24 protein-coding genes are annotated in these 23,370 nt (G+C 45.6%); 5 read left to right on the top strand and 19 right to left on the bottom strand.

Going from position 1 to position 23,370, the window contains the following annotated elements:
- Window positions 1-3: 3 nt before the first annotated feature.
- Together coaBC and ACH2BK_RS07280 are read left to right on the top strand one after the other, a co-directional pair.
- Window positions 4-1,272, top strand: coding sequence for a bifunctional phosphopantothenoylcysteine decarboxylase/phosphopantothenate--cysteine ligase CoaBC (coaBC, locus tag ACH2BK_RS07285; protein ID WP_395003003.1), 1,269 nt, complete (start codon window positions 4-6; stop codon window positions 1,270-1,272).
- A complete protein-coding gene (locus tag ACH2BK_RS07280) occupies window positions 1,253-2,002 on the top strand; it encodes a hypothetical protein (RefSeq protein ID WP_395003001.1) in 750 nt (249 codons plus the stop codon). Before coaBC ends, ACH2BK_RS07280 begins: the two co-directional genes overlap by 20 nt.
- On the opposite strand, the gene ACH2BK_RS07275 is transcribed toward ACH2BK_RS07280, so the two are convergent.
- From ACH2BK_RS07275 to ACH2BK_RS07235, 9 genes are all read right to left on the bottom strand, one after another.
- Window positions 1,986-2,933, bottom strand: a complete 948-nt coding sequence (locus ACH2BK_RS07275) for a methyltransferase FkbM (RefSeq protein ID WP_395002999.1) — start codon at window positions 2,931-2,933, stop codon at window positions 1,986-1,988. The two genes, ACH2BK_RS07280 and ACH2BK_RS07275, sit on opposite strands and share 17 nt — an antisense overlap.
- The gene (locus tag ACH2BK_RS07270; protein ID WP_395002997.1) at window positions 2,924-3,049 is read right to left on the bottom strand and encodes a hypothetical protein; all 126 of its coding nucleotides are present in this window, start codon (window positions 3,047-3,049) and stop codon (window positions 2,924-2,926) included. The genes ACH2BK_RS07275 and ACH2BK_RS07270 overlap by 10 nt, the downstream gene beginning before the upstream one ends.
- Window positions 3,042-4,439, bottom strand: coding sequence for a hypothetical protein (locus ACH2BK_RS07265; protein ID WP_395002995.1), 1,398 nt, complete (start codon window positions 4,437-4,439; stop codon window positions 3,042-3,044). The genes ACH2BK_RS07270 and ACH2BK_RS07265 overlap by 8 nt, the downstream gene beginning before the upstream one ends.
- Complete coding sequence (locus ACH2BK_RS07260) at window positions 4,436-4,813, bottom strand: FkbM family methyltransferase (RefSeq protein WP_395002993.1); 378 nt, start codon at window positions 4,811-4,813, stop codon at window positions 4,436-4,438. The genes ACH2BK_RS07265 and ACH2BK_RS07260 overlap by 4 nt, the downstream gene beginning before the upstream one ends.
- Window positions 4,797-5,174 (bottom strand): hypothetical protein, encoded by a 378-nt coding sequence (locus ACH2BK_RS07255; RefSeq protein ID WP_394998079.1) that lies wholly within the window; start codon window positions 5,172-5,174, stop codon window positions 4,797-4,799. The genes ACH2BK_RS07260 and ACH2BK_RS07255 overlap by 17 nt, the downstream gene beginning before the upstream one ends.
- Window positions 5,171-6,190, bottom strand: coding sequence for a hypothetical protein (locus tag ACH2BK_RS07250; protein WP_395002991.1), 1,020 nt, complete (start codon window positions 6,188-6,190; stop codon window positions 5,171-5,173). The genes ACH2BK_RS07255 and ACH2BK_RS07250 overlap by 4 nt, the downstream gene beginning before the upstream one ends.
- Window positions 6,114-7,595, bottom strand: coding sequence for a hypothetical protein (locus ACH2BK_RS07245; RefSeq protein ID WP_395002989.1), 1,482 nt, complete (start codon window positions 7,593-7,595; stop codon window positions 6,114-6,116). The genes ACH2BK_RS07250 and ACH2BK_RS07245 overlap by 77 nt, the downstream gene beginning before the upstream one ends.
- A gap of 7 nt (window positions 7,596-7,602) precedes the next feature.
- The gene (locus ACH2BK_RS07240) at window positions 7,603-8,433 is read right to left on the bottom strand and encodes a hypothetical protein (protein ID WP_395002987.1); all 831 of its coding nucleotides are present in this window, start codon (window positions 8,431-8,433) and stop codon (window positions 7,603-7,605) included.
- 103 nt (window positions 8,434-8,536) lie between these two features.
- Window positions 8,537-9,526, bottom strand: a complete 990-nt coding sequence (locus ACH2BK_RS07235) for a hypothetical protein (protein WP_395002985.1) — start codon at window positions 9,524-9,526, stop codon at window positions 8,537-8,539.
- A gap of 150 nt (window positions 9,527-9,676) precedes the next feature.
- Here ACH2BK_RS07235 and fabI point away from each other — a divergent pair, with 150 nt between their 5' ends.
- Both fabI and rimO read left to right on the top strand, forming a co-directional pair.
- Window positions 9,677-10,504 (top strand): enoyl-ACP reductase FabI, encoded by an 828-nt coding sequence (gene fabI, locus ACH2BK_RS07230; protein WP_395002983.1) that lies wholly within the window; start codon window positions 9,677-9,679, stop codon window positions 10,502-10,504.
- On the top strand, window positions 10,504-11,820 hold the full coding sequence (gene rimO, locus ACH2BK_RS07225; protein ID WP_395002981.1) for a 30S ribosomal protein S12 methylthiotransferase RimO: 1,317 nt from the start codon (window positions 10,504-10,506) through the stop codon (window positions 11,818-11,820). Before fabI ends, rimO begins: the two co-directional genes overlap by 1 nt.
- Here the strand turns inward: rimO and ACH2BK_RS07220 are convergent.
- The 9 genes from ACH2BK_RS07220 to ACH2BK_RS07180 all read right to left on the bottom strand — a co-directional run bounded on the left by ACH2BK_RS07220 (window position 11,817) and on the right by ACH2BK_RS07180 (window position 21,805).
- A complete protein-coding gene (locus ACH2BK_RS07220; protein ID WP_395002979.1) occupies window positions 11,817-13,196 on the bottom strand; it encodes a hypothetical protein in 1,380 nt (459 codons plus the stop codon). The genes rimO and ACH2BK_RS07220 overlap by 4 nt on opposite strands.
- A 122-nt stretch (window positions 13,197-13,318) precedes the next feature.
- Window positions 13,319-13,672 (bottom strand): hypothetical protein, encoded by a 354-nt coding sequence (locus ACH2BK_RS07215; protein WP_395002977.1) that lies wholly within the window; start codon window positions 13,670-13,672, stop codon window positions 13,319-13,321.
- The gene (locus ACH2BK_RS07210; protein ID WP_395002975.1) at window positions 13,657-14,073 is read right to left on the bottom strand and encodes an alpha/beta hydrolase-fold protein; all 417 of its coding nucleotides are present in this window, start codon (window positions 14,071-14,073) and stop codon (window positions 13,657-13,659) included. Before ACH2BK_RS07210 ends, ACH2BK_RS07215 begins: the two co-directional genes overlap by 16 nt.
- Window positions 14,049-14,468 carry a hypothetical protein gene (locus tag ACH2BK_RS07205; protein WP_395002973.1) on the bottom strand — a complete coding sequence of 140 codons (420 nt, stop codon included), beginning with the start codon at window positions 14,466-14,468 and terminating at the stop codon, window positions 14,049-14,051. Before ACH2BK_RS07205 ends, ACH2BK_RS07210 begins: the two co-directional genes overlap by 25 nt.
- Window positions 14,449-16,146 (bottom strand): AAA family ATPase, encoded by a 1,698-nt coding sequence (locus tag ACH2BK_RS07200; protein ID WP_395002970.1) that lies wholly within the window; start codon window positions 16,144-16,146, stop codon window positions 14,449-14,451. The genes ACH2BK_RS07205 and ACH2BK_RS07200 overlap by 20 nt, the downstream gene beginning before the upstream one ends.
- Window positions 16,133-17,473 (bottom strand): tRNA (N(6)-L-threonylcarbamoyladenosine(37)-C(2))-methylthiotransferase MtaB, encoded by a 1,341-nt coding sequence (gene mtaB, locus ACH2BK_RS07195; protein ID WP_394997039.1) that lies wholly within the window; start codon window positions 17,471-17,473, stop codon window positions 16,133-16,135. The genes ACH2BK_RS07200 and mtaB overlap by 14 nt, the downstream gene beginning before the upstream one ends.
- 16 nt (window positions 17,474-17,489) lie before the next feature.
- Window positions 17,490-19,247 (bottom strand): mechanosensitive ion channel domain-containing protein, encoded by a 1,758-nt coding sequence (locus ACH2BK_RS07190; protein WP_395002967.1) that lies wholly within the window; start codon window positions 19,245-19,247, stop codon window positions 17,490-17,492.
- Window positions 19,248-19,264: 17 nt separating this feature from the next.
- A complete protein-coding gene (gene aroB, locus ACH2BK_RS07185) occupies window positions 19,265-20,314 on the bottom strand; it encodes a 3-dehydroquinate synthase (RefSeq protein ID WP_395002965.1) in 1,050 nt (349 codons plus the stop codon).
- 21 nt (window positions 20,315-20,335) lie between these two features.
- Window positions 20,336-21,805 carry a COG3400 family protein gene (locus ACH2BK_RS07180; protein ID WP_395002963.1) on the bottom strand — a complete coding sequence of 490 codons (1,470 nt, stop codon included), beginning with the start codon at window positions 21,803-21,805 and terminating at the stop codon, window positions 20,336-20,338.
- 118 nt (window positions 21,806-21,923) lie between these two features.
- Between ACH2BK_RS07180 and tgt the strand changes: the two genes are divergently transcribed.
- The gene (gene tgt / locus ACH2BK_RS07175; protein ID WP_395002961.1) at window positions 21,924-23,054 is read left to right on the top strand and encodes a tRNA guanosine(34) transglycosylase Tgt; all 1,131 of its coding nucleotides are present in this window, start codon (window positions 21,924-21,926) and stop codon (window positions 23,052-23,054) included.
- 57 nt (window positions 23,055-23,111) lie between these two features.
- Here tgt and ACH2BK_RS07170 read toward each other — a convergent pair whose 3' ends face one another.
- Window positions 23,112-23,258, bottom strand: a complete 147-nt coding sequence (locus ACH2BK_RS07170) for a hypothetical protein (RefSeq protein WP_394997049.1) — start codon at window positions 23,256-23,258, stop codon at window positions 23,112-23,114.
- Window positions 23,259-23,370 lie beyond the last annotated feature (112 nt).

Here is a 23,370-nt window from a genome sequence, read left to right as displayed (position 1 = left end):
GCAATGACTGATTTGCAATTCCTCGCACCCTTTTTTGCGCAAAAGCGGATTTTGCTCCTTGTGAGCGCGTCTGTGTCGCTCTATAAAATGCTCGATGTGCTTAGCACGCTCACCAAGCTCGGCGCACAAGTCAAAGTCGCAATGAGTAAAGAAAGCACCAAGCTCATCAATCCCACGCTTTTTGAGGCTCTAAGCAAAAGTGTCGTGCTCCATCAAGATTCACAGAGCTGGAGTGACACCCATACGCCAAACCACATAAGCTACGCCAAATGGGCAGAAGTCGTGCTCATCGCCCCTGCCACGGCTAACACCATCGCCAAACTCGCCTATGGCATAGCCGATGATACGATCCTTTGCACCGCGCTCGCCTCTAGCGCGCCTAAGCTCATCGCTCCCGCGATGAACACCACTATGCTAAACGCCCCGCAAACACGAGAAAACCTAAACAAATTAAGATGCCTAGGATTTGAAATCATCGAGCCTAGAATCTCCCTGCTAGCTTGTGGCGAGCACGGCAAGGGCGCGCTTGCCCAGCACCACGATATCGTCTTTGCCCTCGCACAGGTGCTCATCAAAATGGGTATGTTCAACAACACCGGCTTTTGGCACAATAAAGAAGTGATAATCACAGGCGGGGGGAGCAAAGAAAATATCGATAGCGTGCGCGTGCTAGGCAATCTCTCAAGCGGCAAGCAAGCATACTTCCTCGCCATAGCCCTGCACTTACTAGGCGCAAAAGTCTTTTTGATAAGCTCAAGCGTGCCTACCATACTGCCCCAAGGCATTCACTTCATCGAGGTTACCACCTCGATTCAATACTACCAAGCCATTATAGAATCTAAAAAAATGTGTAGAGCCAAGCCCATACTCTTTATGGCGGCGGCTATAGCGGACTTCATACCCGAGGCGGTGAGCCAAACCAAAATCAAAAAAGATTCACTGCGCAACCTCCAGCTTACCTTTGAAAAAAATATGGATATTTTGAGCAAGCTCTCGGCTAAAGAGTTTGTAAAAATCGGATTTAAAGCCGAGGATAATCACCAAAGCGCCTTCCAAAATGCCCAAGGAATGCTGCACAAAAAAGAATGCACCATCGTGTGTCTAAATGTGCTAGATTCACTCAAAAACGCCTTTGGTTCGGACAACAACCAAATGACACTCATTAGCTCTAACGCGACACAAGAGACGCCACTACTTGATAAATTTAGCCTAAGCTTTGAAATCGCTGCCTTCACCCAGCAAGTGCTGCTAAATGATGATAACGCGCATTAGTGCCCTCCAAAAGCTCCTCTCACAAGCAGATTCTAAAGCCCTGCATTTTAATGCGCGCCTGCCCATCTCACTCAAAGTCCTGCAAAAACTCGATGCCACCACCTACCTCCTGCAAGTGGGCACCAAAACCCTCAAAACCACGAGCTACAAGCCCCTGCATATAGGGCAAAAGTATTGGGCGCAGATGTCAAGCACTAAGGATAATAATATCGTGCTAGGCAATCTCTTAGAGCAGCCAAAGATATTAGATTCTATTACGCGAAGTCCGCTGAAATTTAGCCCACAAACGCTAGAGGAGGTGCTCACAGAGCTAGGCAACAATCTGCCCAAAGAAATGGCACAATTTAGCGCAGAGCAAATGGCGCAGGCAAAGGACAGGGCGGAGTTTGAGTATTTTGGGTTTGTGCTTGCGGGGCTAAAGAGTGGGGTGCTAAGCCTATGTATCGCTGATAAGGGCGCGCGAGATGGTTTGCTGCAGCTAAAGGGAGAGAGAGATGCGCTCACTTTCAGTGCGATTATGCCAAACCTCGGGATTATCGAGGGGAAAATCACGCTAAGAGAGGGCTTAGCTCATCTCGCGCTTAAGGCAAATTTTGCCAGCACACTCGCGCTTTTGCAATCACAAGTGGGCGAATTGGAGGGCTTTGGTTCTGTGAGTTTTGAGGAGGCGGCGCATCTCGCACCACTTTTTGTGCTAGAGGGCGAGCATTTGCTCAATGTCGTGGGCTAAGGCTTTTTAGGATCTTTTGAATCTTCCTCACCACGCGCCTTAGGAGGCTTGGCATCTCAAAAACAAGGCTAAAGTTTAGTGAATCTAGCGCGGGATTTGGAGCTATGTGGCGAGGGTGTGTGAGCGGAAAGATGAGATCATAGCTTGGCATACGCGCAAACTTAGAATCTCCTTGCGTGTGTGCGGCGTCCTGTCGATTAAAGCCGATGTTTTGAATCATATTATTTTTGGGATACACACAGAGCCCGCGGGACTTCCAAATGCTAAATGTCCAAGGATAATCCCAAGTATCGATTTTGCCTGCATAATACGCGCCAAAAGTCCTGCGCCAACTCCTGCGCTCGGATGTGGAGCTAAAGGCAAAGCGCGCGAAGTCGCTAGCAAAATCGCTAGATTCTAACTCATACTTAGCCCACGCCCTAGCCCAGCTCGCCCAGCCCCAAATGTGGTTGTATTTGGAGAAAAAATAATCCTCTTGCAAGCGTGCCTTGGGGCAAAGCGTCTCAACTGATGGATTGGGCGCGAAGTCAAGCGCACTCCACCCGCTTATCATCATCACGCGCTCCTGCTCTTTATACCGCGCCAAAAGCTCATCACAGAATCGAAAAAAGCTCAAAGTCGGCAGGCAATCATCTTCTAGGATAATGCCCTGCTCTTCATACGCAAAAAACCACGATATAGCCGAGCTCACCGCTGCCTTGCACCCGAGATTAGAATCCAAAAAACGCGTATGCACCCCACAATCCCAATCAATAGAATCTAACAAAAACTCCCGCACTTCCTGCACGAGTGTGGATTCTGCTATGCCTTGTGCGTTTATTTTACCCTCCCTTGCGCCATCGGAAGCCAGATATATCCTTGGTGGCTGCACACGCGCGATTTGGGCTAGAATCTGGCGCACCGTATCAAGACGATTAAAACTTAGAAGCAATATGGCATTTTGACACCGATAACCTCTAAGATATTCCCCCCCCCCCCGAGAGTGGATTCTGTCATATTATTGCAAGAGCTAGGCTCTATATCAGGGCTTAAAGCCAAGCTAGACATTTTCGCGCTCTGCAAGATATGAGAGCACAGAATCTAACATATCCCTAGCCTTTGTAGGGGATTTATGGTAGATACTGCGAGCTTTGATGTAGGCTTTGTATTGGTGTATCTCTTCTTCAGTTAGCACAAAAGATTGTGGATTTTCTAATAGTGTCCTAACTCCATTATATAAATCCTCAAAACTCTCTACATACACGATATTTTTAGCATTTTTCAAAAGCATATTATGCCCACCAAAGACGATACAGGGCTTGCCGCTAAAAAATGTCGCTTCCAAATGCACTGTGCCATTAATCGTAGCTACTGCCAACGCCTTTTGGTTGAGTTCTTTTGATGAGGTATCAAGGTCGATAAAACGCACATTTGGGAGTTTCTCAAGCTCCTTGTAAAAACTTCTATTTTTAAAATACCCAAAGTTATAGAGATAATAATACATTCGTGGCTTATTGAGACTAAACTGCATAGGGTGCTCTTTGACATAGAGCTTGTAGCCCTCTGGCAAAGCGCGAGAGAGCATTTGGATAACGCTTAGCTGATTTTGGAGTGGCACGCACACGCTCGTATTACCCTCTGGCTCAAATTGGATAGCATAGAATATAAACTTTTCTCCCTCTTTTGGCTGAGTGGAGATTTTCTTATAATAATGTTTCATACGCATAAGCTGCACATAGCTCAAAAGATTTTCTTTGAATCTACTGCCCTCTTTGCCCACCAAAACATTGCGCCCCCACACAAGAAAATCCACCAACAACGAACCTCCCAAGCGCAATAGCAATCTCATCATTGCATTGCCTACCTTAGAGTGCCTTTGATAAAATGGTGGTATCCAGCCAAAATCAAAATGAAAATAGAAATTTTCCGCTAATTGCTCATCGTTTAAGGTATCCCCACACAAGGGAATATAACTCTTAGTCGCGTAATCCAAGATATTTGGCGCAAAAATCAGCCTCGTGGGCGCACAAAATGCGGGGATACCACGCTTTTGCGCTATGGGCAGACAAAGCTCGCAGAGCAAAATATGCTCTATGGCGTTGTTAAACACAAAATCAATAGTGTGTGTCTCAAAGATGTGATTCCACCAAAAGAGTGCATTAAGGTATTTGTTAGTAACAAGCATTGTGTCCCGAAAATCACGATGATAGGTAAATTCTATCTTGCGTTGGGTGTCGCGAAAAGATTCTATAAGTTCATAGTCCAAATACTCCATAGCAATGACAGATTCCACTGCAAAACGATGCGTGATAATCTCAATCTGTTCTTTTGTGTATGCTGCCCTGTAAGATTGTGCCTGCTCAGGTGTCTCCACCACAAGCACGATAATACGACATCCACGCGCGATAAACTCATCTACGAGCTCACATTGTCTATCCACAAGGATAATGTTTTTCATACATCATTCCTTTGGAATATCAGCGTATTGTGTAGTTTGGCGTGCAGTCTGTATTGGTGTGAATCTAAGAGCGCATAAATGGGATTGTCCATAATTTGGGCTAAATCACTCCCAAAAGATTCTACAAGGATTACGCCCGGCTTGTATTTGCTCCAATCATTGGATTGCAGCACTTCCAAATCCAAGCCCTCACAATCAACGCTTAGCACATCAATGTGTGTTTGCAGCGGCAGGTGCGAATCCAAAATCTCGCTAAGCTTTCTCACGCGCACAGGCACTTGGGCTTTGAGATGGTAGCGCGGATGATTGGCATAGGAAGTCGAGAGCTCGGGGGAAAAGCCATTGAGTGCGGGCTCATTAAACATATAATACATTAATGCCCCCCCCCCCGAGACCTACTCCACACTCGATATTGATATCTCGCGCTCGGAATCTCCTAAAAAGCCTCATACTGCCGGGCATAGCGTCGATATTGATACCCCTCCAACCGCGCTTATACAAAAGATAAGTGTTTGAGAATCTAAACGGGTGGTGCGCGCCCACATCGACATAAAAGCCATTTTTTTGGTGCTCAAATATCCGGCGTAGTAGCAAATCCTCTCCCTCTTGGGAATAAGACTTGGTAGCAAAACGCGTGATATAGAGGTTTTTAAAATCTCGCAGGGCGTCATATAGGGATCTTGGGAGTAAAGACGACAGAATGGACTTTAGTAGGGATTTGGCGGAGATTCTCATCGCACACCTCCGTGCGCGAATTTTGAATCTTTAGTAAAGGTGCAGGAAATATAAAGACTAAGTAGGAGAAAGCTTATAAGAAGGTATCTATTTACCCCCCCCCCGAGGACAGAATCTAGGCTTGCTCTAGGAAATGCGTCAATCATGGAGCTTGAGGAGCAGTTAAAGATTCTATACTCGCTACCAAAAAGTTTTTGGAGTTGTGAGTAAGCCCCAAATATGAGATGATCGTGATAAAGTCGCTCTCCCATATCCATACTTTCATATCTTGCGTGTGTATTTTCTTTTGCTTCTTTATAAAAATGCTTGTAATCCCGTATAGATAGCTTGTTGGTAGTGTTATCTACACAATACCCCAAAAATGCGTTTTGATCACAACCCAAAAGATAAATCCTTTTGTATCCCATAGCAATCGCACTCACAATGGCAGGGACTAGCACACAGGCATTTGAAGGGATAGACAAAGTATTTTTATACACGATTTTTTCAAGCCACTCAAACCCTCTAAACCCAAATACATTGTATGTATAAACACGCATATAAGGATTGGAAAAAGTCAGTGTGTGCTTCCACACAGATGGCACTAAAAGTATGAGGTTGTTTCTCAAAGCACTTAGCATATCAAGTGTTTTTTCAAAAACCAAACGCATTTTATGAAAATCATCTTCCACCAAATCCCGATAGGCATTGCCAACAAAATACATAGAATCCATAAGCACATAATATTTGGGTTGGAGTTTGGCAAAGAGAGGGGTTTGGATAGCATTATTCATCATCAAAACATCTTTTGAGGCTATGAGATCTTCATAACCACCAATATCATTCTGTAAGCTCGGTCCATTTGCGATGATAAATAGCTCATCGTTTTTACCATCACGAAGACTTGGAATGGTTGGACAAAATTTTATGTGTGTGAGTAAATGCTTTGCAAGGGCTTCTTTATCTGCATCGTGCCGCTCCGATGCGAGATAAACTCTGCAGTGTATAAAGTAATAAAAATATTCTATAAAGGTCAATTAGGGAATATCTATTTACCCCCCCCCCGAGATGAGATTCTATAGTGTCTAATATCTCCTGTCCCCTATTTGGGGATACCGCACTAATAGTGTGTTTTGCTATAAATTCCTTACAATCTGCTAAATCAGATTCTATACTGAAATCTTGTGGAGATTGTATGAGGTGCTCAACATCATGCTTCAACCTCTCAAAGCTCTCTACACAAATAATGTTTTTGGCATTTTTTAATAAAATATCATAGCCGCCAAATGCAATACAGGGTTTATTTGCTAGTGTAGATTCAAACTGAATAGAGCCATTGATCGTGGCCACTGCCAAGGATCTTTGGATAAGCTCCTCCGATGAAATATCAAGAGATATAAACTCTACATTCTTTAGTTTTTGAATCTCTTTATAAAAATTTGCATTTTTAAAATACATAAAGTTGTAAAGATAATAATCCATTCCCGGTTTATTGAGACTAAACTGCATAGGATGCTCCTTGACATAAAGTTTGTAGCCTTCTGGCAAAGCGCGGGAGAGCATTTGGATAACGCTTAGCTGATTTTGGAGTGGCATACACACTCCCGTGTTAGCCTCTGGCTCAAAGTGGATAGCATAAAAGATAAAGGGAGTATCATAATGTGGAGAGTGTGCTAGGGAACAATACGCCCTCTTTTGTTTTTTAAGTTGGTAATAACAAAAAAGCTTATACCAAAAACTTATGCGCATATCTCCACCTATGGCATAGCGCAACACAAAGCTACCTTTATAAAGGCATTGCAAGAAATCTACAAGGAGTTGCCCACCGATACTTCTCACGGCTTTAGCTATGATTTTTTTGAAAGTGATTGTATTGTGGGGTTTTGGTAATTGTGTAAATAATTCCCGCGTAATTTGCGAGGACAAAAGCGTTCGTTTTACAAAAGGTATAAATGTCTTTTTATTAAAATCAAAGAGGTTTCTAGCATTTAAAATTCTTCTTGAGACACAAAAAGCCGGAATATTTTTGAAATGTGCCAAATACAATGCTATATCAGACATGCACCCATGCTCTATATTGTCAAACACCACCAAATCGACACTATAGCAATCAAAAATATGCGCCCACCAAAAGAGTGCATTAAAGTATTTATTAGTTACGAGCATGCCATCATCTAAATACCGCTGATAAAAAAACTCCACCTTGCGTTGAGCATCGCGCAGGGATTCCATAAGTTCATAATCAAAATGTGTAATACCATCGACTTTTTCAATATCTGAAACAGACATAATATGTAAAATCTGTGAAGTGCTTTTGTATTTTTGCTTACAAACCTCCACATCACTATCATAGAGCAAAATGAGAACTACGATACGATACCCACGCTCAAGTAGCGTATCCACCATACATATATCAAAATCCATAACAACAATGTTTTTCATCGCTCGCTCACACATCGCGTCTGCCTATCAGGATTGCTCTATATAACAAAAGCATAAAGAGATAGTATCCTACTAAGGAGAGACATTTAATTACCCCCCCCCCGAGGACAGAATCTAGGCTTGCTCTAGGAAATGCGTCAATCATGGAGCTTGAGGAGCAGTTAAAGATTCTATGCTCGCTACCAAAAAGTTTTTGGAGTTGTGAGTAAGCACGAAACATCAAAGAGTCGTGGTATAGCATCTCTCCGAGACTAAAAGCATAGCCTATCTGATCGCTCTCATTGTTGTTTGTATAAAAATGCTTATAGTTTCGCATAGAAAATTTATTAGTTTTATTATCTACATAATACCCCAAGAACGCGTTTTGATCACAACCCAAAAGATAAATCCTTTTGTATCCCATAGCAATCGCACTCACAATGGCAAAAATAAGGATATTATCGCTTGAAGGCATAGCTAAAGCTTTCTTATATGCTATTTTCTCTAACCACTCAAATCCTCGAAAATCATAGAGACCAAATGTGTAGATGCTAATACGCGGATTTGTGATTTTCAAGCCATCCATAAAGGTAGATGGCACAAAAAGTGTGAAATTATGCTCTGTGGTATTAAATAACTCAAATGTCTTTTGAAATGGCACACACACTCTGTCAAAGCTTTCTTCGTCAAAGTGTGTTTTTACCGCCTGTCTATAACTTTTACTTAAGAAAATCGTATCGACAATAGCGTAATACTTTGGCTTAAGGGTTTTAAAAAGCGGTGTTTGAATCGCTTGATTAACCATAAGGACATCTTTTTGGGCAATGAGGCTTTCATAGCCGGCGATATCTCCCTGCAAGCTTGGCCCATTCACAACAACAAAAATCTCGTTATTGTCCTTGTTGTAGAGTTTAGCAATAGTGGGTATAGCGTGTAAATGCAACAACCAATGCTTTACTTCTTTATCTGCATCGTGCCGCTCCGATGCGAGATAAACTCTGCAGTGTATAAAGTAATAAAAATATTCTATAAAGGTCAATTAGGGAATATCTATTTGCCCCCCCCCCGAGGACAGAATCTAGGCTTGCTCTAGGAAATGCGTCAATCATTGAGTTTGAAGAGCAGTTGGTAATGTGTGAAAAAATCTCTCCAAGCTCCTGATATGCCCTAAATGCCTCCGTCATACATTGCATAATAAACGCAAAAGTATAAGGCATATACAACACGCTCTGCGCGTCCTCATAAAAATGTTCATTCTGCACAAATACTCTATTTTGAGAATCTGTGCTAAGGCTCTTGTGCCAATCACTATCTGCCCCAAGCAAATAAATACGCTCATACCCCACAGCAATCATACAACAAAGCGAGGCAATCAGCACATTTATCCCGCTTGGAATGGCGAGATTAGCCCGATACATTGCCCTAGCGAGATTTTTAAAGCTATAAAGCTCCACGGCATTAAAAGTCACAATATGCACTTTAGGATTTGTGCATAAGCAAAGATTCTCACGCGCACTTTTTGTTATATCTTTTGATGAAGCCTTATAATGCTGGTAGGGGACAAACAGCACCATCTCCCAATCCACCCTCTCCAAAGCCTCACTCAACTCCGCCACACGCCGCGCAAACTCCACGTCTATATCGCCACCGGGTAATATCCCAAAATACGCTGGATCCATAAGGACATAATACCTTGGTTTGAGTTCAAAGCCTAGTGGTGAAGCAAGACTTTGATTAACCATAAGAATATCCTCGCAAGCAAGCTTGCCTTTATAATCTGCTATATCCTTGATGAGTGATGGTCCATTGCCCAACACAAACACGCGACTTTTTGCAGGCTCTACACTCCGCACACTAGGGCTAAAACTCCCAAATCGTAACTGCTCCTGCGCCCACCACAAAAGCTGCCATGAGTTTTTGACAAATGTCCTAACGCCACCTTTAATGCTCAATCCCAAACCTTTTCATAATCGCAACGTAAAAACTCCGGCGATTGTAGCCAAAACAAACTTGGAGATTTTTTAAAGAGAGCTGTTTTTAAGTTTTAAGCCCATATAATGCGTGCTTTAGATTCTAAATCCCCCACTTTAAGGAGCAAACTTATGATACTAAAGGGCAAAAAAGGGCTCATCGTAGGCGTGGCAAACAATCGCTCAATCGCATATGGTATCGCCAAAGCCTGCAGGGAGCAGGGTGCGGAGCTAGCTTTTACATTCCTAAATAGTGCGCTAGAAAAGCGCGTGCGTCCCATAGCACAGGAGATGGGGGCGGGTGAGCGTGTGTATGAGCTCGATGTGAGCAAGCCAGAACATTTCGCTAGCCTTGTAGAAAGTCTTAGGAACGACTTTGGCAATCTTGATTTTGTCGTGCATTCCGTGGCATTCGCACCAAAAGACGCGCTAGAGGGGGCGTTTGTGGATACGAGCAAAGAAGCCTTTAACACCGCTATGGAGATCTCTGTGTATTCGCTCATCGAGCTTAGCCGCCATGTGCTGCCATTGCTCAATACCGGCGGGGCGATTTTGACACTAAGCTATCTAGGCAGTGTCAAGTATGTAACCAACTACAATGTGATGGGCGTGGCAAAGGCTGCGCTAGAATCTAGCGTGCGCTACCTCGCCTACGATCTGGGCAAACGCCATATCCGCGTCAATGCCATCTCCGCAGGTCCGATAAAAACTCTCGCGGCAAGCGGCATAGGGGATTTTAATATTATGCTCAAATGGAATGAAGCCAACGCACCACTACAAGAAAATGTGAGTATCGAGCAGGTGGGCAACTCCGCGATGTATCTTTTGAGTGATCTTGCAAGTGGGGTTACGGGTGAGGTGCATTATGTGGATTGTGGGTATAACATCATGGGTATGTGCGCCACCGAGGAAGTCGATGGCAAGCTCGTGCCACGATGGGATAGCGTGAAAAATAGCTAATGCCAAAACAACTCCACCTCATCTCACTAGGCTGCACCAAAAATCTCGTAGATTCTGAAGTGATGCTAGGCAGGCTCGCTAGCTATAAGATCACGCAGGATTTGGGCGCGGCTGATGTGGTCATCATCAATACCTGCGGCTTTATAGAATCTGCCAAGCAAGAGAGTATCGCCACAATCTTAGAGGCGAGTACCAATCGCAAAAAGGGCGCGCTGCTCGTGGTGAGCGGATGCCTAAGCGAGCGGTATTATGACGAGCTAAGAGAGCAGATTCCAGAGATTGATATCATCACGGGCGTGGGGGACTATGACAAAATCGATGAAATGATAGAATCTAGGCAGAGCCGCCACTCGCCTAAGGTTTTTCTCGCTGATGAACTAAATGAACGCGTGATCACTAATTCTAGTTTCCATAGCTATATCAAGCTAAGCGAGGGCTGCAACCAAAAATGCAGTTTTTGCGCTATCCCCTCGTTTAAGGGCAAACTGCACTCACGCACGCTAGATTCTGTGATAAAAGAGCTAGAGATTCTCTACTCTAAGGGCTTTAGGGATTTTAGCTTCATCGCACAAGATTCTAGCTCGTTTTTGCGTGATGTGGGCGTGCGCGATGGGTTAGTCCAGCTCATAGCGCGCATAGATGCGCTTAATCTCCCTATCACTGCGCGCCTGCTCTACCTCTATCCGAGCACCACGAGCCTAGAGCTTATAGAATCTATTGCCAACTCACGCACCTTCCTGCCCTATTTTGATATGCCTATCCAGCACATCACAGATTCTATGCTAAAGATTATGAATCGCGGAGCAAATCGCGCTACACACCAAAAACTTATAGAATCTATGGACAAGGTTAGGGGGCGATTTATGCGCACAAGTCTCATCATCGGGCACCCCGGTGAGAGCGAGGAGGACTTTAGGCAATTGTGCGCGTTTGTGGAGCAAAGCCCCTTTGATAGGGTTAATATCTTTGAATACTCGCCCCAAGAGGGCACAGCGAGTTTCACGCTCCCCAAGATAGAATCTAAAGTGGTTACTAAGCGCATAGCCACCATAAATAAGATTCTAAAAGCCAAGCAAAAAGCCTCGCTAAATGCGCTACTAGGGCAAAAACTCGAGGTGGTTGTAGAGGGCGTGAGCGAGATGAGTGAGTATTTTTATAGCGCACGCGCAAGGCTATGGGCGCGTGAAATCGATGGGGAGATTCTCATCAACGACAGGATAGATTCACTAGGGGCTATCGAGCCAAAAGCCTATCTGTGCGAGGTTACGCAGATTAAAGATGACTTTGTCTTTGGCAAACTCATAGCGGAGGCTTAGGGAGCGTGAGGAGGGCTCTTATACACATCAGCTAAAAGCGTGTCGATGATACACGCTACACTGCCTTTGGGTGGAAAATAAAAACAGCTTTTCAGAATATCCTCTCGTCTAAACTGCAACGGAGCTATCATACCTTGAAAATCCTCTTGTAGCCTAGCGATGAGCTCTCGCATAGAATCTAAAGAATTAATAATAAAGCAACCTTGCAAAAGCTTCACTGCCCAGTTGTTGAGCTCCCCACCCATAAGGTTTTGTGTATAAATCACAGGTTTGTTTGCCAAAAACGCATACACGATTGTAGAACTCGCATCAGAGACAATCACATCAGCTTTTTTGAAGCTATCCTCATAGCTAGGATTGGTGTCTAAGGAGAGGTTTGGAGTGTTAAAACGCGCGACAAATTCCTGCCACTGCGCACCGCTAAGGATATTGTGATTGCCTTGCTTGGTGTCATACATATTTGGGTGTGGCCGATAGATAAAGTGTATCTTATCTTCCTTAGCTTGCTGCATAAAATACTCAATAAAAGTAAAAAAGGTGTTGTAACTATCGCCTTTGCTATACCGAGAGGTATAAAATATGGTAAGTTTTTGCGTGTGTGGCTTGGAAAAATCTCCTTGCTTGAAGTTTTCTAACCGAGGCGATCCCGTAACGACAAAACGCGTATAGGCGTCTTTGCTCTTATAAAATGCCATAACATCCCTATGAAAGGTATCAGGCACAAACAAAAAATCATAATACCTATTTGCCCTGCTATACCATGGTGCCGATGGGTGATCGCTTGGTGCAAAGTCAAAATAGAACGCCACAAAAAATATACCATACTCTATTCTAGCTAGCTTCATACACTCCGCAATGTCGGCATTGCCCCAGCCTTTGGGTCGCAAGCTATCATAAGGTCTAGTAGTGAAGCAATACTGCGCTTGTGTCTGATTTGGGAAAAGTGTGGGGCACATTTGCGTATCAAAGCCCACGATACACTGCACTCTAGAGCGTGAATCTAAGGCGTGTGTGATAGGAATCCCAATCTTATCCCCAAAGGCTTGCAAAGCTTTAGTAGCACCCAAATCATAAAAATTTTGGCTTTGCACCAAAGTGGGCATCGCTAGCACGATAACCTCAAATCGCTCATCGCTAGCTAGGGCTAGTGCCAGAGGCTCTAAGGCCTCCCAGCTCCCACCCCAATCGTTATAAAATAAGACTTTGATTTTTGTATCGCGGTTGTGTGTGGCGAATTTTTGGAAAGATTCTATGGTGCGGAGACGATAAATGCGCGCAAATCGCTTATCCTCAATATAGCGATGGATTTTTCTTTTAAGAGCTAAAATGGGGGGGGGGGTGAGAAGTCTTAAGAATTTTTTTAGTTTTGCAAACATCAACGCTCCTTGTGCTATGGGATTTGAATGTGCATTATATCTGATTATGTTTTGATACGATCTTAACTGCTCTAGCCCAAGGGGGTTTGCCTCCTACCGCGCCTATAGAGACAAAGCGCACTCTAACTTTTTGGTATCCTAATCCCAAACACCACGCCGTATTTTTGTAATGGAGTGTCCTTAAAAATACCCTCACACGCGTGTGCCACTTGCATAACAAACTCCATCTGCACCCCATAGCGCGCTAATCTCTCTAGCTTCTCCATATCAAGATTCTCTAAATAGGCTTGTGTGCCTATCAGCACGACTTTGAGCACGCGTTTCCCCGCCTCACAGCACACACACGCATTCTCACACACGCGTGCGCACTCCTCCCCACAGCCGATAAGCACATAAGGATTGTTGGCATAGCGTGCTAGGATCTTGCCTCTCATTTGTTGTAAAGATTCACTAAAATTTACTAAATCTCTTGGCACTCACCAAATCCTCCCCCTCCCAAAAGCTCACTTAGCATAAGCACAATCGATGGTCTAATGCTATCGCCATGCCCTCCTGCAAATACTTGTGTATTCATACACGCCTTTGGGCATTGCGCATGCAAAGCCTTGCTAAACTCTGCAAGTGACATACCACCTTTATGAGGCTCATCTGTGCCATAGCTAAAAGCAATCTTAGCATCGCACAAAAAAGTGCGTGGGATCTCCACATCGCCCCACCACAGCGATGGCGAGGCGATCATATAGTGGCTAAAGGTCTCTTGGTGGTGCAAAAGCACATACAGTCCAAAGAGCCCCCCAAATGAATGCCCAAAAAATCCTATGCTAGAGAGCTCCCCACCCGCGCTCTTACGGACTAAAGGCAGAATCTGCGTGTGCAAAGATTCAAAAAAACGCGCCGCACCCCCGCCCTGCCCTCTCTCACTAAGGGCGTATAGTCGCGTGTGCGCCTTGGGGTATCATACGCCAGCTCCCCCTCATAGCCCACGCCCACGATAAGCAGCGGAGATTCTCTTGGCGTGTAGTGGTGGGCAATGTATTGGTTGATGGCTATGGGGAAGTGTGCGTTGCCATCTAACACGACTAAGGCGGGGTATGTGGCGGCATTTGTCTTTGGTTTGGCGATGAAGATTTTGCGTTCCCCCATAGTGTGTGTCTCTATCGTGAAATACTCGCGTGCTAGGGGGTTTAGGGATTCTATCTCTTGGCTTGGGCGCGCGTGCAATGCCACGCACACCGCCACACACACGAGAAATTTATGAAAAATACTTCTCATCGATGATGGCTTTTATCTCATCTTTGTGTAGTCGCTCCTGCTCTAAGAGCCTGTGTGAGAGCCGCTCAAGCAGTGGCTTGGCGTTAGCGAGAAAGTCTTGCATCTCTTTGCGGCACTGCTCGAGTATCTCTGCCACATCGCTAGAATCTGCGATGAGTTTTTTGCCCATACCATAGTCCTCACACATCTGTAGCGCGATTTGCTTAGCATTGGCGATATCCTCCTTGGCATTGCTAAAGACTTGGTTATAGAGCATCTCTACTGCGATACTTCCAGCTAGGTGGATTTTTATCTTATTGCTCATCTCGGTTTTACTCACAAGCTCTTTGTCGATATCCTTAAAACTCTCGCTAATGAGTGAAATCTTGTCAAAATCGACATCTAGCCAATACGCGCTAAGTGCCTTGGCACTCTGATAAGTCGCCAAAATCCGCTTTTCCTCCTCGCTAAAGCTAAGCATTTTTTTCTTGCCCAACAGCACCTTGTCTTTGGTATTGAGGATATCCTCCTTTTGTATCACATCGCTTTGTCGCCTTAGCGCGCTTAGAGCGGCTTCATTGACAAGCGAGGCGATCGCCGCACCGCTAAAGCCCACGCACAGCCGCGCCACCTCATTTACATTAAAATCGTATTTTTTATCACGCAAATACACTCCAAAAATCTTTTCACGCTCGCTTAAATCCGGCAAATCCACATAGATTCTACGATCAAATCGCCCACTGCGCAGTAATGCCTCATCGAGCACATCGATTTTATTCGTCGCGCCGATGACAATCACCCCGCTAGAATCTTCAAAGCCATCCATCTCCGTAAGGAGCTGGTTTAGCGTGGCTTCACGCTCATCATTGCGCGTGCCACCTCGTGCCTTGCCCACCGCATCGATCTCATCGATAAAGATAATGCTCGGACTCTTTGCCTTAGCGCGCATAAACAGCTCCCGCACGCGCTTTGCCCCCATACCCACATAGATTTGCACAAAGCTCGAGCCACTTTGATAAAAAAACGGCACGCCCACCTCGCCCGCCACGGCTTTAGCAATCATCGTCTTGCCCACGCCCGGCGGTCCCACAAGCAGCACGCCCTTAGGCAGTCGTATGCCCAAATCCTGATATTTTTTGGTGTTTTTGAGATAGTCGATAATCTCAAAAAGCTCCTCTTTGACTTGAGTAATCCCCGCGACATCCCTAAAGGTAATCGCGCTTTGGAAATGCGGCTCAAAGCCCTGCTCAAGGGGTATCATCGGGCTTTGTTCCTTGCGCGCGATCGTGCCGCTAAGATTTTGTGCGTTGATATCTAAGCCCTTGGGTTGGGGCTTAGGTGGCATAAAGAGCAGCGAAACTGCCTTAATAAGCACCGCCACGCCGATAAAAATAATCACAAAAAGCCCAATCTCATCTAAGAAACTTCCGCTTTTTTGCGCCACCACCACCGCGATATGGGGATCAAGCTCGGATAGATTGATAGCATCTCGCGCGACTTTGTAAGTCTCATTATACGTGCTAAAACTTAGCTCATTGTCTTTAAGCACGATGCTTTGGGGCTTAGCCTCTAGGAGCTTTTTGTGAAACTCATAGGGGCTTAGCACCACGCTAGAATCGCGCAAAAGCATAAACGCGATGAGTAGCCCCGCAAGGCTCAAGGCTATGAGTGAAAAAATGAGATTTTTAGATTTTGGCATAATTCCCTTCTTTGTTTGCTTGGTATTCTCTAATCTCTAGCCATTGCCCATTTTGGAGCGGCTTAGAGCTCTCAATCGTGATTTTGTTAAAAAACTCATCAAGCCCGTGATAGAGGCGCAAATCCCCACTCGCTCCATCATCATCAAATCTTGACGCCAACGCACTGCCCTCTTTAGAATCTAGAGATGGCTTAGATTCACTAACGCTGCTGGCTGCGCTAGATTCTATCAAAACATTGAGTGGCTTAGAGCAATGGCGGCGCATTTGGTAGTTGTTTTCTTGCACAATGTTTTTGAGCGTATGGAGGCGTTGCTTTGCCACATCGCCCTTAGTGGTGTTTTTCATACTCGCTGAGGGCGTGCCGGCGCGCGGAGAGTAGATAAAGGGGTGCAAATGCGTGATAGGGAAATGCTTAAAATTCTCCAAAGTCTGCGCCCAAATCTCCTCGCTCTCGCCCGGGTGCGCCACGATAAAATCTGTGCCAAGGAAAAATCCCTGCTTGTGCAATCGCATAAAGAGCTCCAAATCCTGCTCCACGCGGTTTTGGCGATTCATAATCTCTAGCATTGTGTTGTGTGTGTGCTGCAGGGCGATATGGAGGTGCTTTTCAAAAAGTGGCTCTTGGGTGAGATTCAAAAACTCCTCGCTTATCTGACTAGGCTCTAGGCTGCCCACGCGCAGACGCTTTAAGCCCTGAAGTTTGAACAGAGATTCTATAAGGCTTGCGATACTCTCATCGCCCAAATCCTTGCCATAGCTGCCGACATTTGTGCCTGTGAGGATAATCTCGCTCACTCCAGAATCTAACAACCGCTCCACTTGCCTAATAATCGCTGCTTTTGGGAAGCTGCGCGCCCCACCACGCACAGAGGGGATAATGCAATAGCTACACGCAAAATCACAGCCCTCTTGGATTTTGATAAATGCGCGCGTCTTGCCCACAAACTCACTCACAATCGTGCTATCAATATGCAGGGGCTGCTCCTCGGCATAAAAAAATCGCTGATTTTTTGCTAGCAATGCGCTAATATCCTCTTTGAGACTATGAGGGAATACCCCAAAGGCAAGGTTTTTGTCATAATTCTCCCTGCCCTTAGAGCCCGCACCACAACCTGTGAAGTAGATTCTCTTCTTAGAATCTCTAAAGCGATTGATATAGCTCTGCACGCCAGAATCCGCGCCATTAGTCACTGTGCAGGAATTCACCACGATGATATCGGCGAGATTCTCATCGCTCACGATCTCATAGCCCCTAAGATTTGCCATCATCACTTGGGTATCAAAGAGATTGCTCCGACAACCAAAGGTTTTAAAAAACACACGCATCACACACACCCTCACTCTAGCTTATTGGGAAGTTCCCGTGATCTAAGTCTTTGTTATCCACAAAGGGTATATCCGGTGCGCCTTTGGGGCGTGTGGGGGGAGTAGAGGGATTTGGCATAGAGGCATTGGGTGCGATAGGCTGTGGCTCGATAAAGGGTTTATTGCCCCTGCCATCGCCACCTGTGGGCACGACTTTTGTCGTCGGATAAGCTATGTGTATATCCTCCTCGCGCAAAAACGCCTCGATAAGCTCGCCTGAAATCGTGCTGCGCAAAGTCATAATCGCATAAGAATTGACGTGATACCACAAAGAGATTCTAATCCCATTTGGCTCGAGCATACAAAATGCGCGCGTCTCGAGGTTGATATTGCGCAGTGAAAAGCGATCTTTGAGCCGCTCCATACGCTTGCGCGTAACCTCTGTGTAGCCTTTGGAGTATTTTTTGCCAATCTCTGTGGCAATACCTAGGGCTTTTTTGTAATTGCTATCAAAGGTTATGCTAATATCTATCCCATCCCACACGGTTTTGAGCCCAGCGTGCGTGTAGTTTGCCAAAAGCGTGGTAAAAATGTAGTTATTAGGGATAAAGATAATCCGCCCGGCACGGCGATTTTCCATATAGGAAGTGAGCGTGATATCCTCATAAATAGTCATACGCAATACCGAGATATCAAGCACATCGCCCACATACACCGCGCCATCTTTTACCACGCGCACCCTATCGCCCACGTGGATACTGCCCCCTAGCACGATCACAAACCACCCAAGCACGCTCATAAACAAATCCTTCATCGCGATCGCCAAACCCGCCGAGGCAAAACCCAAAATCGCCACGAGATAGCTGACATTTTCTAAATACGAAAAAAGCAGGATAATCACAACAAGGCTAAGGTTAAAGATATTGATGATTTTGTTTGCGGTATAGACGCGGTTGCTATCAAGGATATATTTGCGCAGCGCGATTTTGATAAAAAGCCCGATGAGGAAAATCGCACCGATGGCTACAAGAATGGAAATCATCTTGATAATCTGCTCTTTTATCTCAGATTCTAATGTAGCGATGATGCTCTCTGTCTCTTTGGCATAGATTCCATAGGAGGTTTTGAGAATCTCCTTAGCAGATTCTAGGCTTTGGAGCATTTGGAATGCCTCAATACTCTCAATCTGATATTCCTTTGCTTTTTTGGCGATGTTTTCATCGATATAGTAGTCATTGAGTATCTGGGCTATCTCATAGCGTTGCTTTGCCTTATCGAGGATTTCCTCTAGGCTTTTAGCATTGCTCTCAATTGTGTGCTGATTTTCTTGCAAGCTTTTGATAAAGGAATAGCCGCTGATGATAAGGATTGGGTTGCTCACATGCGGGACATCTTGGATCTCGGGGAGCTCGAGGAGCTGGGAGTAGTTTTTGGCATAGGATTCTAAAATATCGCGTTGTCGCTGGAGGGTTTGGAGCGTGTTTTTGTATTGGAGGATTTGTGAGGCGACTCTAGAGCTCTTATCCTCGATAGATTCTAATCGCTCAAGCTCGCTTTGTGTGCGCGATATCTCTTGGAGGAGGCTTTCATACGCCTTGATATTGGTGTATTGCTTATACCACGCGTTATTACTCTGGGCGATATCTTGGGTTATCTTAGCGAGCTTAGATTCTAAGCTCGGTGCGTCTATGCCCTCATTATTCGTGTTTGTATTGGCGTTTGCGCCCATATCCGCACCCACACTCGCCCACGCCACACACATAGCGCACAGCACACTTACGACTACTCGCCTCATCGCCTAATCCTCTTTTGTCATTTGCTATATTGCTCTAGCACTTCCATCACGATTTCTTTAGGGATATCATCGCGCATACACACACCGCCGATATGCACAGGCAGCACAAAAGTGATCTTGCAATCCCTGCTTTTTTTGTCTAAGAAAAACTTCTCCCAAAACTCCCTAACATCGGCTATTTTGTAGGAAGTTGGAAGGTTATAGTGCTCTAAGAGTGCCTTGATACTCTCGCGCTCTTCTTGGCTTATGAGCGAGAGTTTGAGGGCGAGATCGTTTGCCATACACATACCTATGGCTACACACTCGCCGTGCAGATAGCCCCTATAGTGCGTGAGATTCTCTATCACATGCCCAAAGGTATGCCCATAATTAAGCGCAGCGCGCAAGCCCTGCTCTTTTTCGTCCTTGCTCACCACCATAGCCTTTATCTCTATGCTTTTAGCGATGGCATACTCTAGGCTTTGGGTATCTTGCAAGCACGCGCCCTGCAAGTAGGCAAAAAACTCCTTATCAAAGCACACCGCCATTTTGATAATCTCCGCCACCCCCGCGCTAAACTCCCTTGAATCTAGCGTGGAAAGCAAGTTGGTATAGGCATACACGGCTTTTGGCTGATGAAAAAGCCCGATGAGATTCTTCCCAAAGGCATTATTGATCCCACACTTCCCACCCACGCTAGAATCTACCTGTGCTAAAAGTGTGGTGGGAATCTGGACAAACTCCACGCCACGCTGATAAATCCCGCTCACAAAACCCACGATATCACCCACTACTCCGCCGCCAAGTGCCACAAAGAGCGAGTTTCTATCAAGCTTATGCGTGAAAGCACACTCCAAAATATACTCCACGCTCCTTAAGTCCTTATACGCCTCGCCATCGGGGATAATGCACACATACACTTCCTTTGCCACAATCTTTGGCAAAATGCTAGAGAGGTGCAGCCCAGCGACTTTGGGATTTGAGACGACAAGCACCTTGCCATTATGCGTGAGTGGCTCTAGATTCTGTATGTTAGTAATATACACGGGGTATTGCTTAGTGGGGGTGTTTATGATGATTTCTCGCATTAGACAATCCTTTTTGGTGGGTTAATAGGGGATAAAAATCTGTGGGTTTGTATCAAGCCCGAGCGAGAGGCGTTGAGAATCCATCGAGCCAAAGGCAAAGAGGCGCATCTGGGTAATGCTGCTATCAAAGGGCACAAACTGCAAATACACTTCGTGCGAGCCCTGCAAAAACAAAATGGGATTGTGCGAGCTAGAATAAGTAATCTCTGGCTTTTGTGAAAAAATCTTGCCGAGATTCTCGATATTATTTAGCAATGTGCGCTGGTGCTCTGAATCTGGGTTAAAATCATAGAATCTCGTCGTGATATGAAGCTGCTTAGAGATATCAAACATTGCTGAAGCGATGTTTTCGCCCTTTTGCAAGCCCTCATCGACGACTAGGAAGCTCTTTTGCACCTCTGCTAGACGCTTATAGCCTGTCTTTAGCACCGGTGTGTTGGCTTGGTAGAGGGCTTGGCGATGAGCGCGCGGGACAAAAAGCGCGTGACTTAGCACAATGAGCCCCGGACGCTTTTTGCAGTCTTTGCGAATCTGGACGCAAAAGTCGTTGTTGTCATAGATGAAATGTATCTCGATCTTTGGGGCTTGGTGGGCGCGGATAGATTCTAAAAGTGCGAAATTGCTAGGATTTAGCACAAAAATGCGGAGTTTGTCGCTTTTGATATGCGTGTGCAAAAAGAGCGCGTCCTCTATATCATCTAGCACGGACTGCACGCTAGAGCGGCTCGCATCGACATACAAAAATATATCCTTGCCAAAGGGTGCGGGAAACTGCCCGATATCGCTTTTGGCACTGCGATAGATTTCGCTTAGCACCACAGAATCTCCCGCCACAAGCAGCACATCATTTGGCTGGATCACTAATGTATGCGTGGCGAGGATAAACTCCGCGCGGCGATAAATCCCCACGATACGCCATTTTTTTTGCTGGATAGAGCCTATGTGGCGGTAGGCAAAGATACTCCCCGGCGGGATAGCGATCTCCATCAGCTCGCCCTGCTCTAGCCCAAAGCCGCGCGGTATGAGCGGGACATTGGCAAGGCGTTGGGTGAGGCGGTTTGCTACTAAGTGTTCAGAATCTATCACGATGAGATTGGGATCTATCGCGCCTTTTAAACGCAAATCCTCGCGTAGCAGCACGACATTGTTATTGCCCTCAGTCGTGTGGATGGTAAATTCGTGATTGTTAAAGAGCACGATACGCACTTTGGCATTAAACCTGCGGATAAGCTCATAGAGCACAAAACGCTCCTTTGGCTCATCAATCACGATAAAGACATCTTGGATATCGCTCCCACACAGAGATTCTAATCGAAACGCTGAAGTGTAGTCAAAGCAATGGGTTTCTATGGAAGTGGGGATAGAGGCTGGGAGCATCGTGCTATCCTTGCACACGATGGCGTAGGCGTTGTTGCTAAAATATTGGGTGATGATTTTTTGGATAAAGATTTTTGCTACAATGCCATCGGCAAAAACAAGCGTTTTTTTCAAACCAAATCCTTCTAGCCACAGGGGTAAATTTGGCGTATTATAGGAAGCTAAGACTAAAGAGCCTCTGAAATCAATAAATTTAATATAAGTTTGGATTTTAAGGAATAAAGGAGAGTGTATGCAGGTGCGTATTGATGGGCGAGATTCACACGCTAGAGCACTCACGCTCACGCTCGCTCACGGGGAGATTCACACGCCTATCTTTATGCCTGTGGGCACACAGGGCTGTATCAAAGCCCTAGATAGCTATGATATCTCCCACCATTTGCGCGCCCCCATAATCCTCGCAAACACCTACCATATGTATCTGCGCTGTGGGATTGAGAAGCTAAAAGCCCTTGGGGGGATTCACAACTTTGCCAACTTTGGAGGCAATTATTTGAGCGATAGTGGGGGATTCCAAGCCTTTAGCCTCGGGAGCAATGTGGCTTTGTATGAAAATGGCGTGGAGTTCAAATCCCATATCGATGGGAGCAAGCACCTCTTTACCCCCCAAAAAGTGCTTGAGATTCAATACGCGCTCAATAGCGATATTATGATGGTGCTTGATGATCTCGTGGGGCTGCCCGCACCTAGGGAGCGTATCATAGAATCTATTGAGCGCACGAGTGCGTGGGCGCGCACAAGCCTTGAGTATCATCTGCGCCAAAAGAGTGAGGGCAACGCACGCACCAACCATCTCTTTGCGATTGTGCAAGGTGGCACGGATACGAGCTTGCGTGCGCAATCTGCTCTAAGCCTCACGGCGATGGAGGAGTTTGACGGATACGCCATAGGGGGCTTGGCAGTGGGAGAGAGAGCGCAAGAGATGTATGACACGATAGAATCCACCATCCCCTACCTGCCTAGCGACAAACCGCGCTATCTGATGGGCGTGGGCACGCCCCAAAATATCCTAGAGGCTATCGAGCGGGGCGTGGATATGTTTGATTGCGTGATGCCCACGCGCAATGCACGCAATGCCACGCTTTTCACAAACCTTGGCAAGATTCATATCAAAAACGCACGATTTGGGCTTGATAGCGCACCGCTAGATTCAGAGTGTAGCTGCCACACCTGCCAAAACTACTCGCGCGCGTATCTCCACCACCTCTACAAAAGCGGGGAGATGACTTACTATCGCCTTGCCTCAATCCACAATCTGCATTTTTATCTCACACTTGTGCGCGAGGCTAGAGAGGCGATTTTGCGCCAAGAATTTCACACCTACAAAGCCAAAAAGCTAGAATCTCTACAAACCCTGCGCTAAGGCACACCCACTAAGCACCTCCCTAAGCTCGCCCCCACACTGCCACTTCTTAAGAATCTAAGCATTATAGAATCTCTTTTTAGATTCTGTTGTGTATGTGCGCAGCGGGGCGGAGGATTCACCACTCTTTATTACACAGAGTTTATGAGACAATCCCGCGACTAAGAATCTAAAATCCCCGCATACAAAAATATCAAAACACATATTGTGTTTGTTACTTTTTGTATCAGTGAATCTAAAAAATATCAAAACACATATTGTGTTTTAAAAAAATTATGCAATAATACCTCTAAACAAATTTCACTTCAAAGGATTG

This window comes from uncultured Helicobacter sp. (genome assembly GCF_949282165.1).
Lineage (GTDB): Bacteria > Campylobacterota > Campylobacteria > Campylobacterales > Helicobacteraceae > Helicobacter_F.
This window is presented reverse-complemented; position numbering and strand designations above follow the sequence as displayed.

Bases quoted from the DNA above. Each gene is read 5' to 3' on its own strand.
- ACH2BK_RS07265 (WP_395002995.1), bottom strand. From the start codon at position 4,439: ATGAAAAACATTATCCTTGTGGATAGACAATGTGAGCTCGTAGATGAG.
- ACH2BK_RS07255 (WP_394998079.1), bottom strand. From the start codon at position 5,174: ATGAGAATCTCCGCCAAATCCCTACTAAAGTCCATTCTGTCGTCTTTA.
- ACH2BK_RS07260 (WP_395002993.1), bottom strand. From the start codon at position 4,813: ATGTATTATATGTTTAATGAGCCCGCACTCAATGGCTTTTCCCCCGAG.
- ACH2BK_RS07170 (WP_394997049.1), bottom strand. From the start codon at position 23,258: ATGTGTTTTGATATTTTTGTATGCGGGGATTTTAGATTCTTAGTCGCG.
- tgt (WP_395002961.1), top strand. From the start codon at position 21,924: ATGCAGGTGCGTATTGATGGGCGAGATTCACACGCTAGAGCACTCACG.
- ACH2BK_RS07190 (WP_395002967.1), bottom strand. From the start codon at position 19,247: ATGAGGCGAGTAGTCGTAAGTGTGCTGTGCGCTATGTGTGTGGCGTGG.
- ACH2BK_RS07220 (WP_395002979.1), bottom strand. From the start codon at position 13,196: ATGTTTGCAAAACTAAAAAAATTCTTAAGACTTCTCACCCCCCCCCCC.
- mtaB (WP_394997039.1), bottom strand. From the start codon at position 17,473: ATGCGTGTGTTTTTTAAAACCTTTGGTTGTCGGAGCAATCTCTTTGAT.
- ACH2BK_RS07200 (WP_395002970.1), bottom strand. From the start codon at position 16,146: ATGCCAAAATCTAAAAATCTCATTTTTTCACTCATAGCCTTGAGCCTT.
- aroB (WP_395002965.1), bottom strand. From the start codon at position 20,314: ATGCGAGAAATCATCATAAACACCCCCACTAAGCAATACCCCGTGTAT.
- ACH2BK_RS07205 (WP_395002973.1), bottom strand. From the start codon at position 14,468: ATGAGAAGTATTTTTCATAAATTTCTCGTGTGTGTGGCGGTGTGCGTG.
- ACH2BK_RS07280 (WP_395003001.1), top strand. From the start codon at position 1,253: ATGATGATAACGCGCATTAGTGCCCTCCAAAAGCTCCTCTCACAAGCA.
- ACH2BK_RS07245 (WP_395002989.1), bottom strand. From the start codon at position 7,595: ATGAAAAACATTGTTGTTATGGATTTTGATATATGTATGGTGGATACG.
- ACH2BK_RS07270 (WP_395002997.1), bottom strand. From the start codon at position 3,049: ATGTCTAGCTTGGCTTTAAGCCCTGATATAGAGCCTAGCTCTTGCAAT.
- coaBC (WP_395003003.1), top strand. From the start codon at position 4: ATGACTGATTTGCAATTCCTCGCACCCTTTTTTGCGCAAAAGCGGATT.
- rimO (WP_395002981.1), top strand. From the start codon at position 10,504: ATGCCAAAACAACTCCACCTCATCTCACTAGGCTGCACCAAAAATCTC.
- fabI (WP_395002983.1), top strand. From the start codon at position 9,677: ATGATACTAAAGGGCAAAAAAGGGCTCATCGTAGGCGTGGCAAACAAT.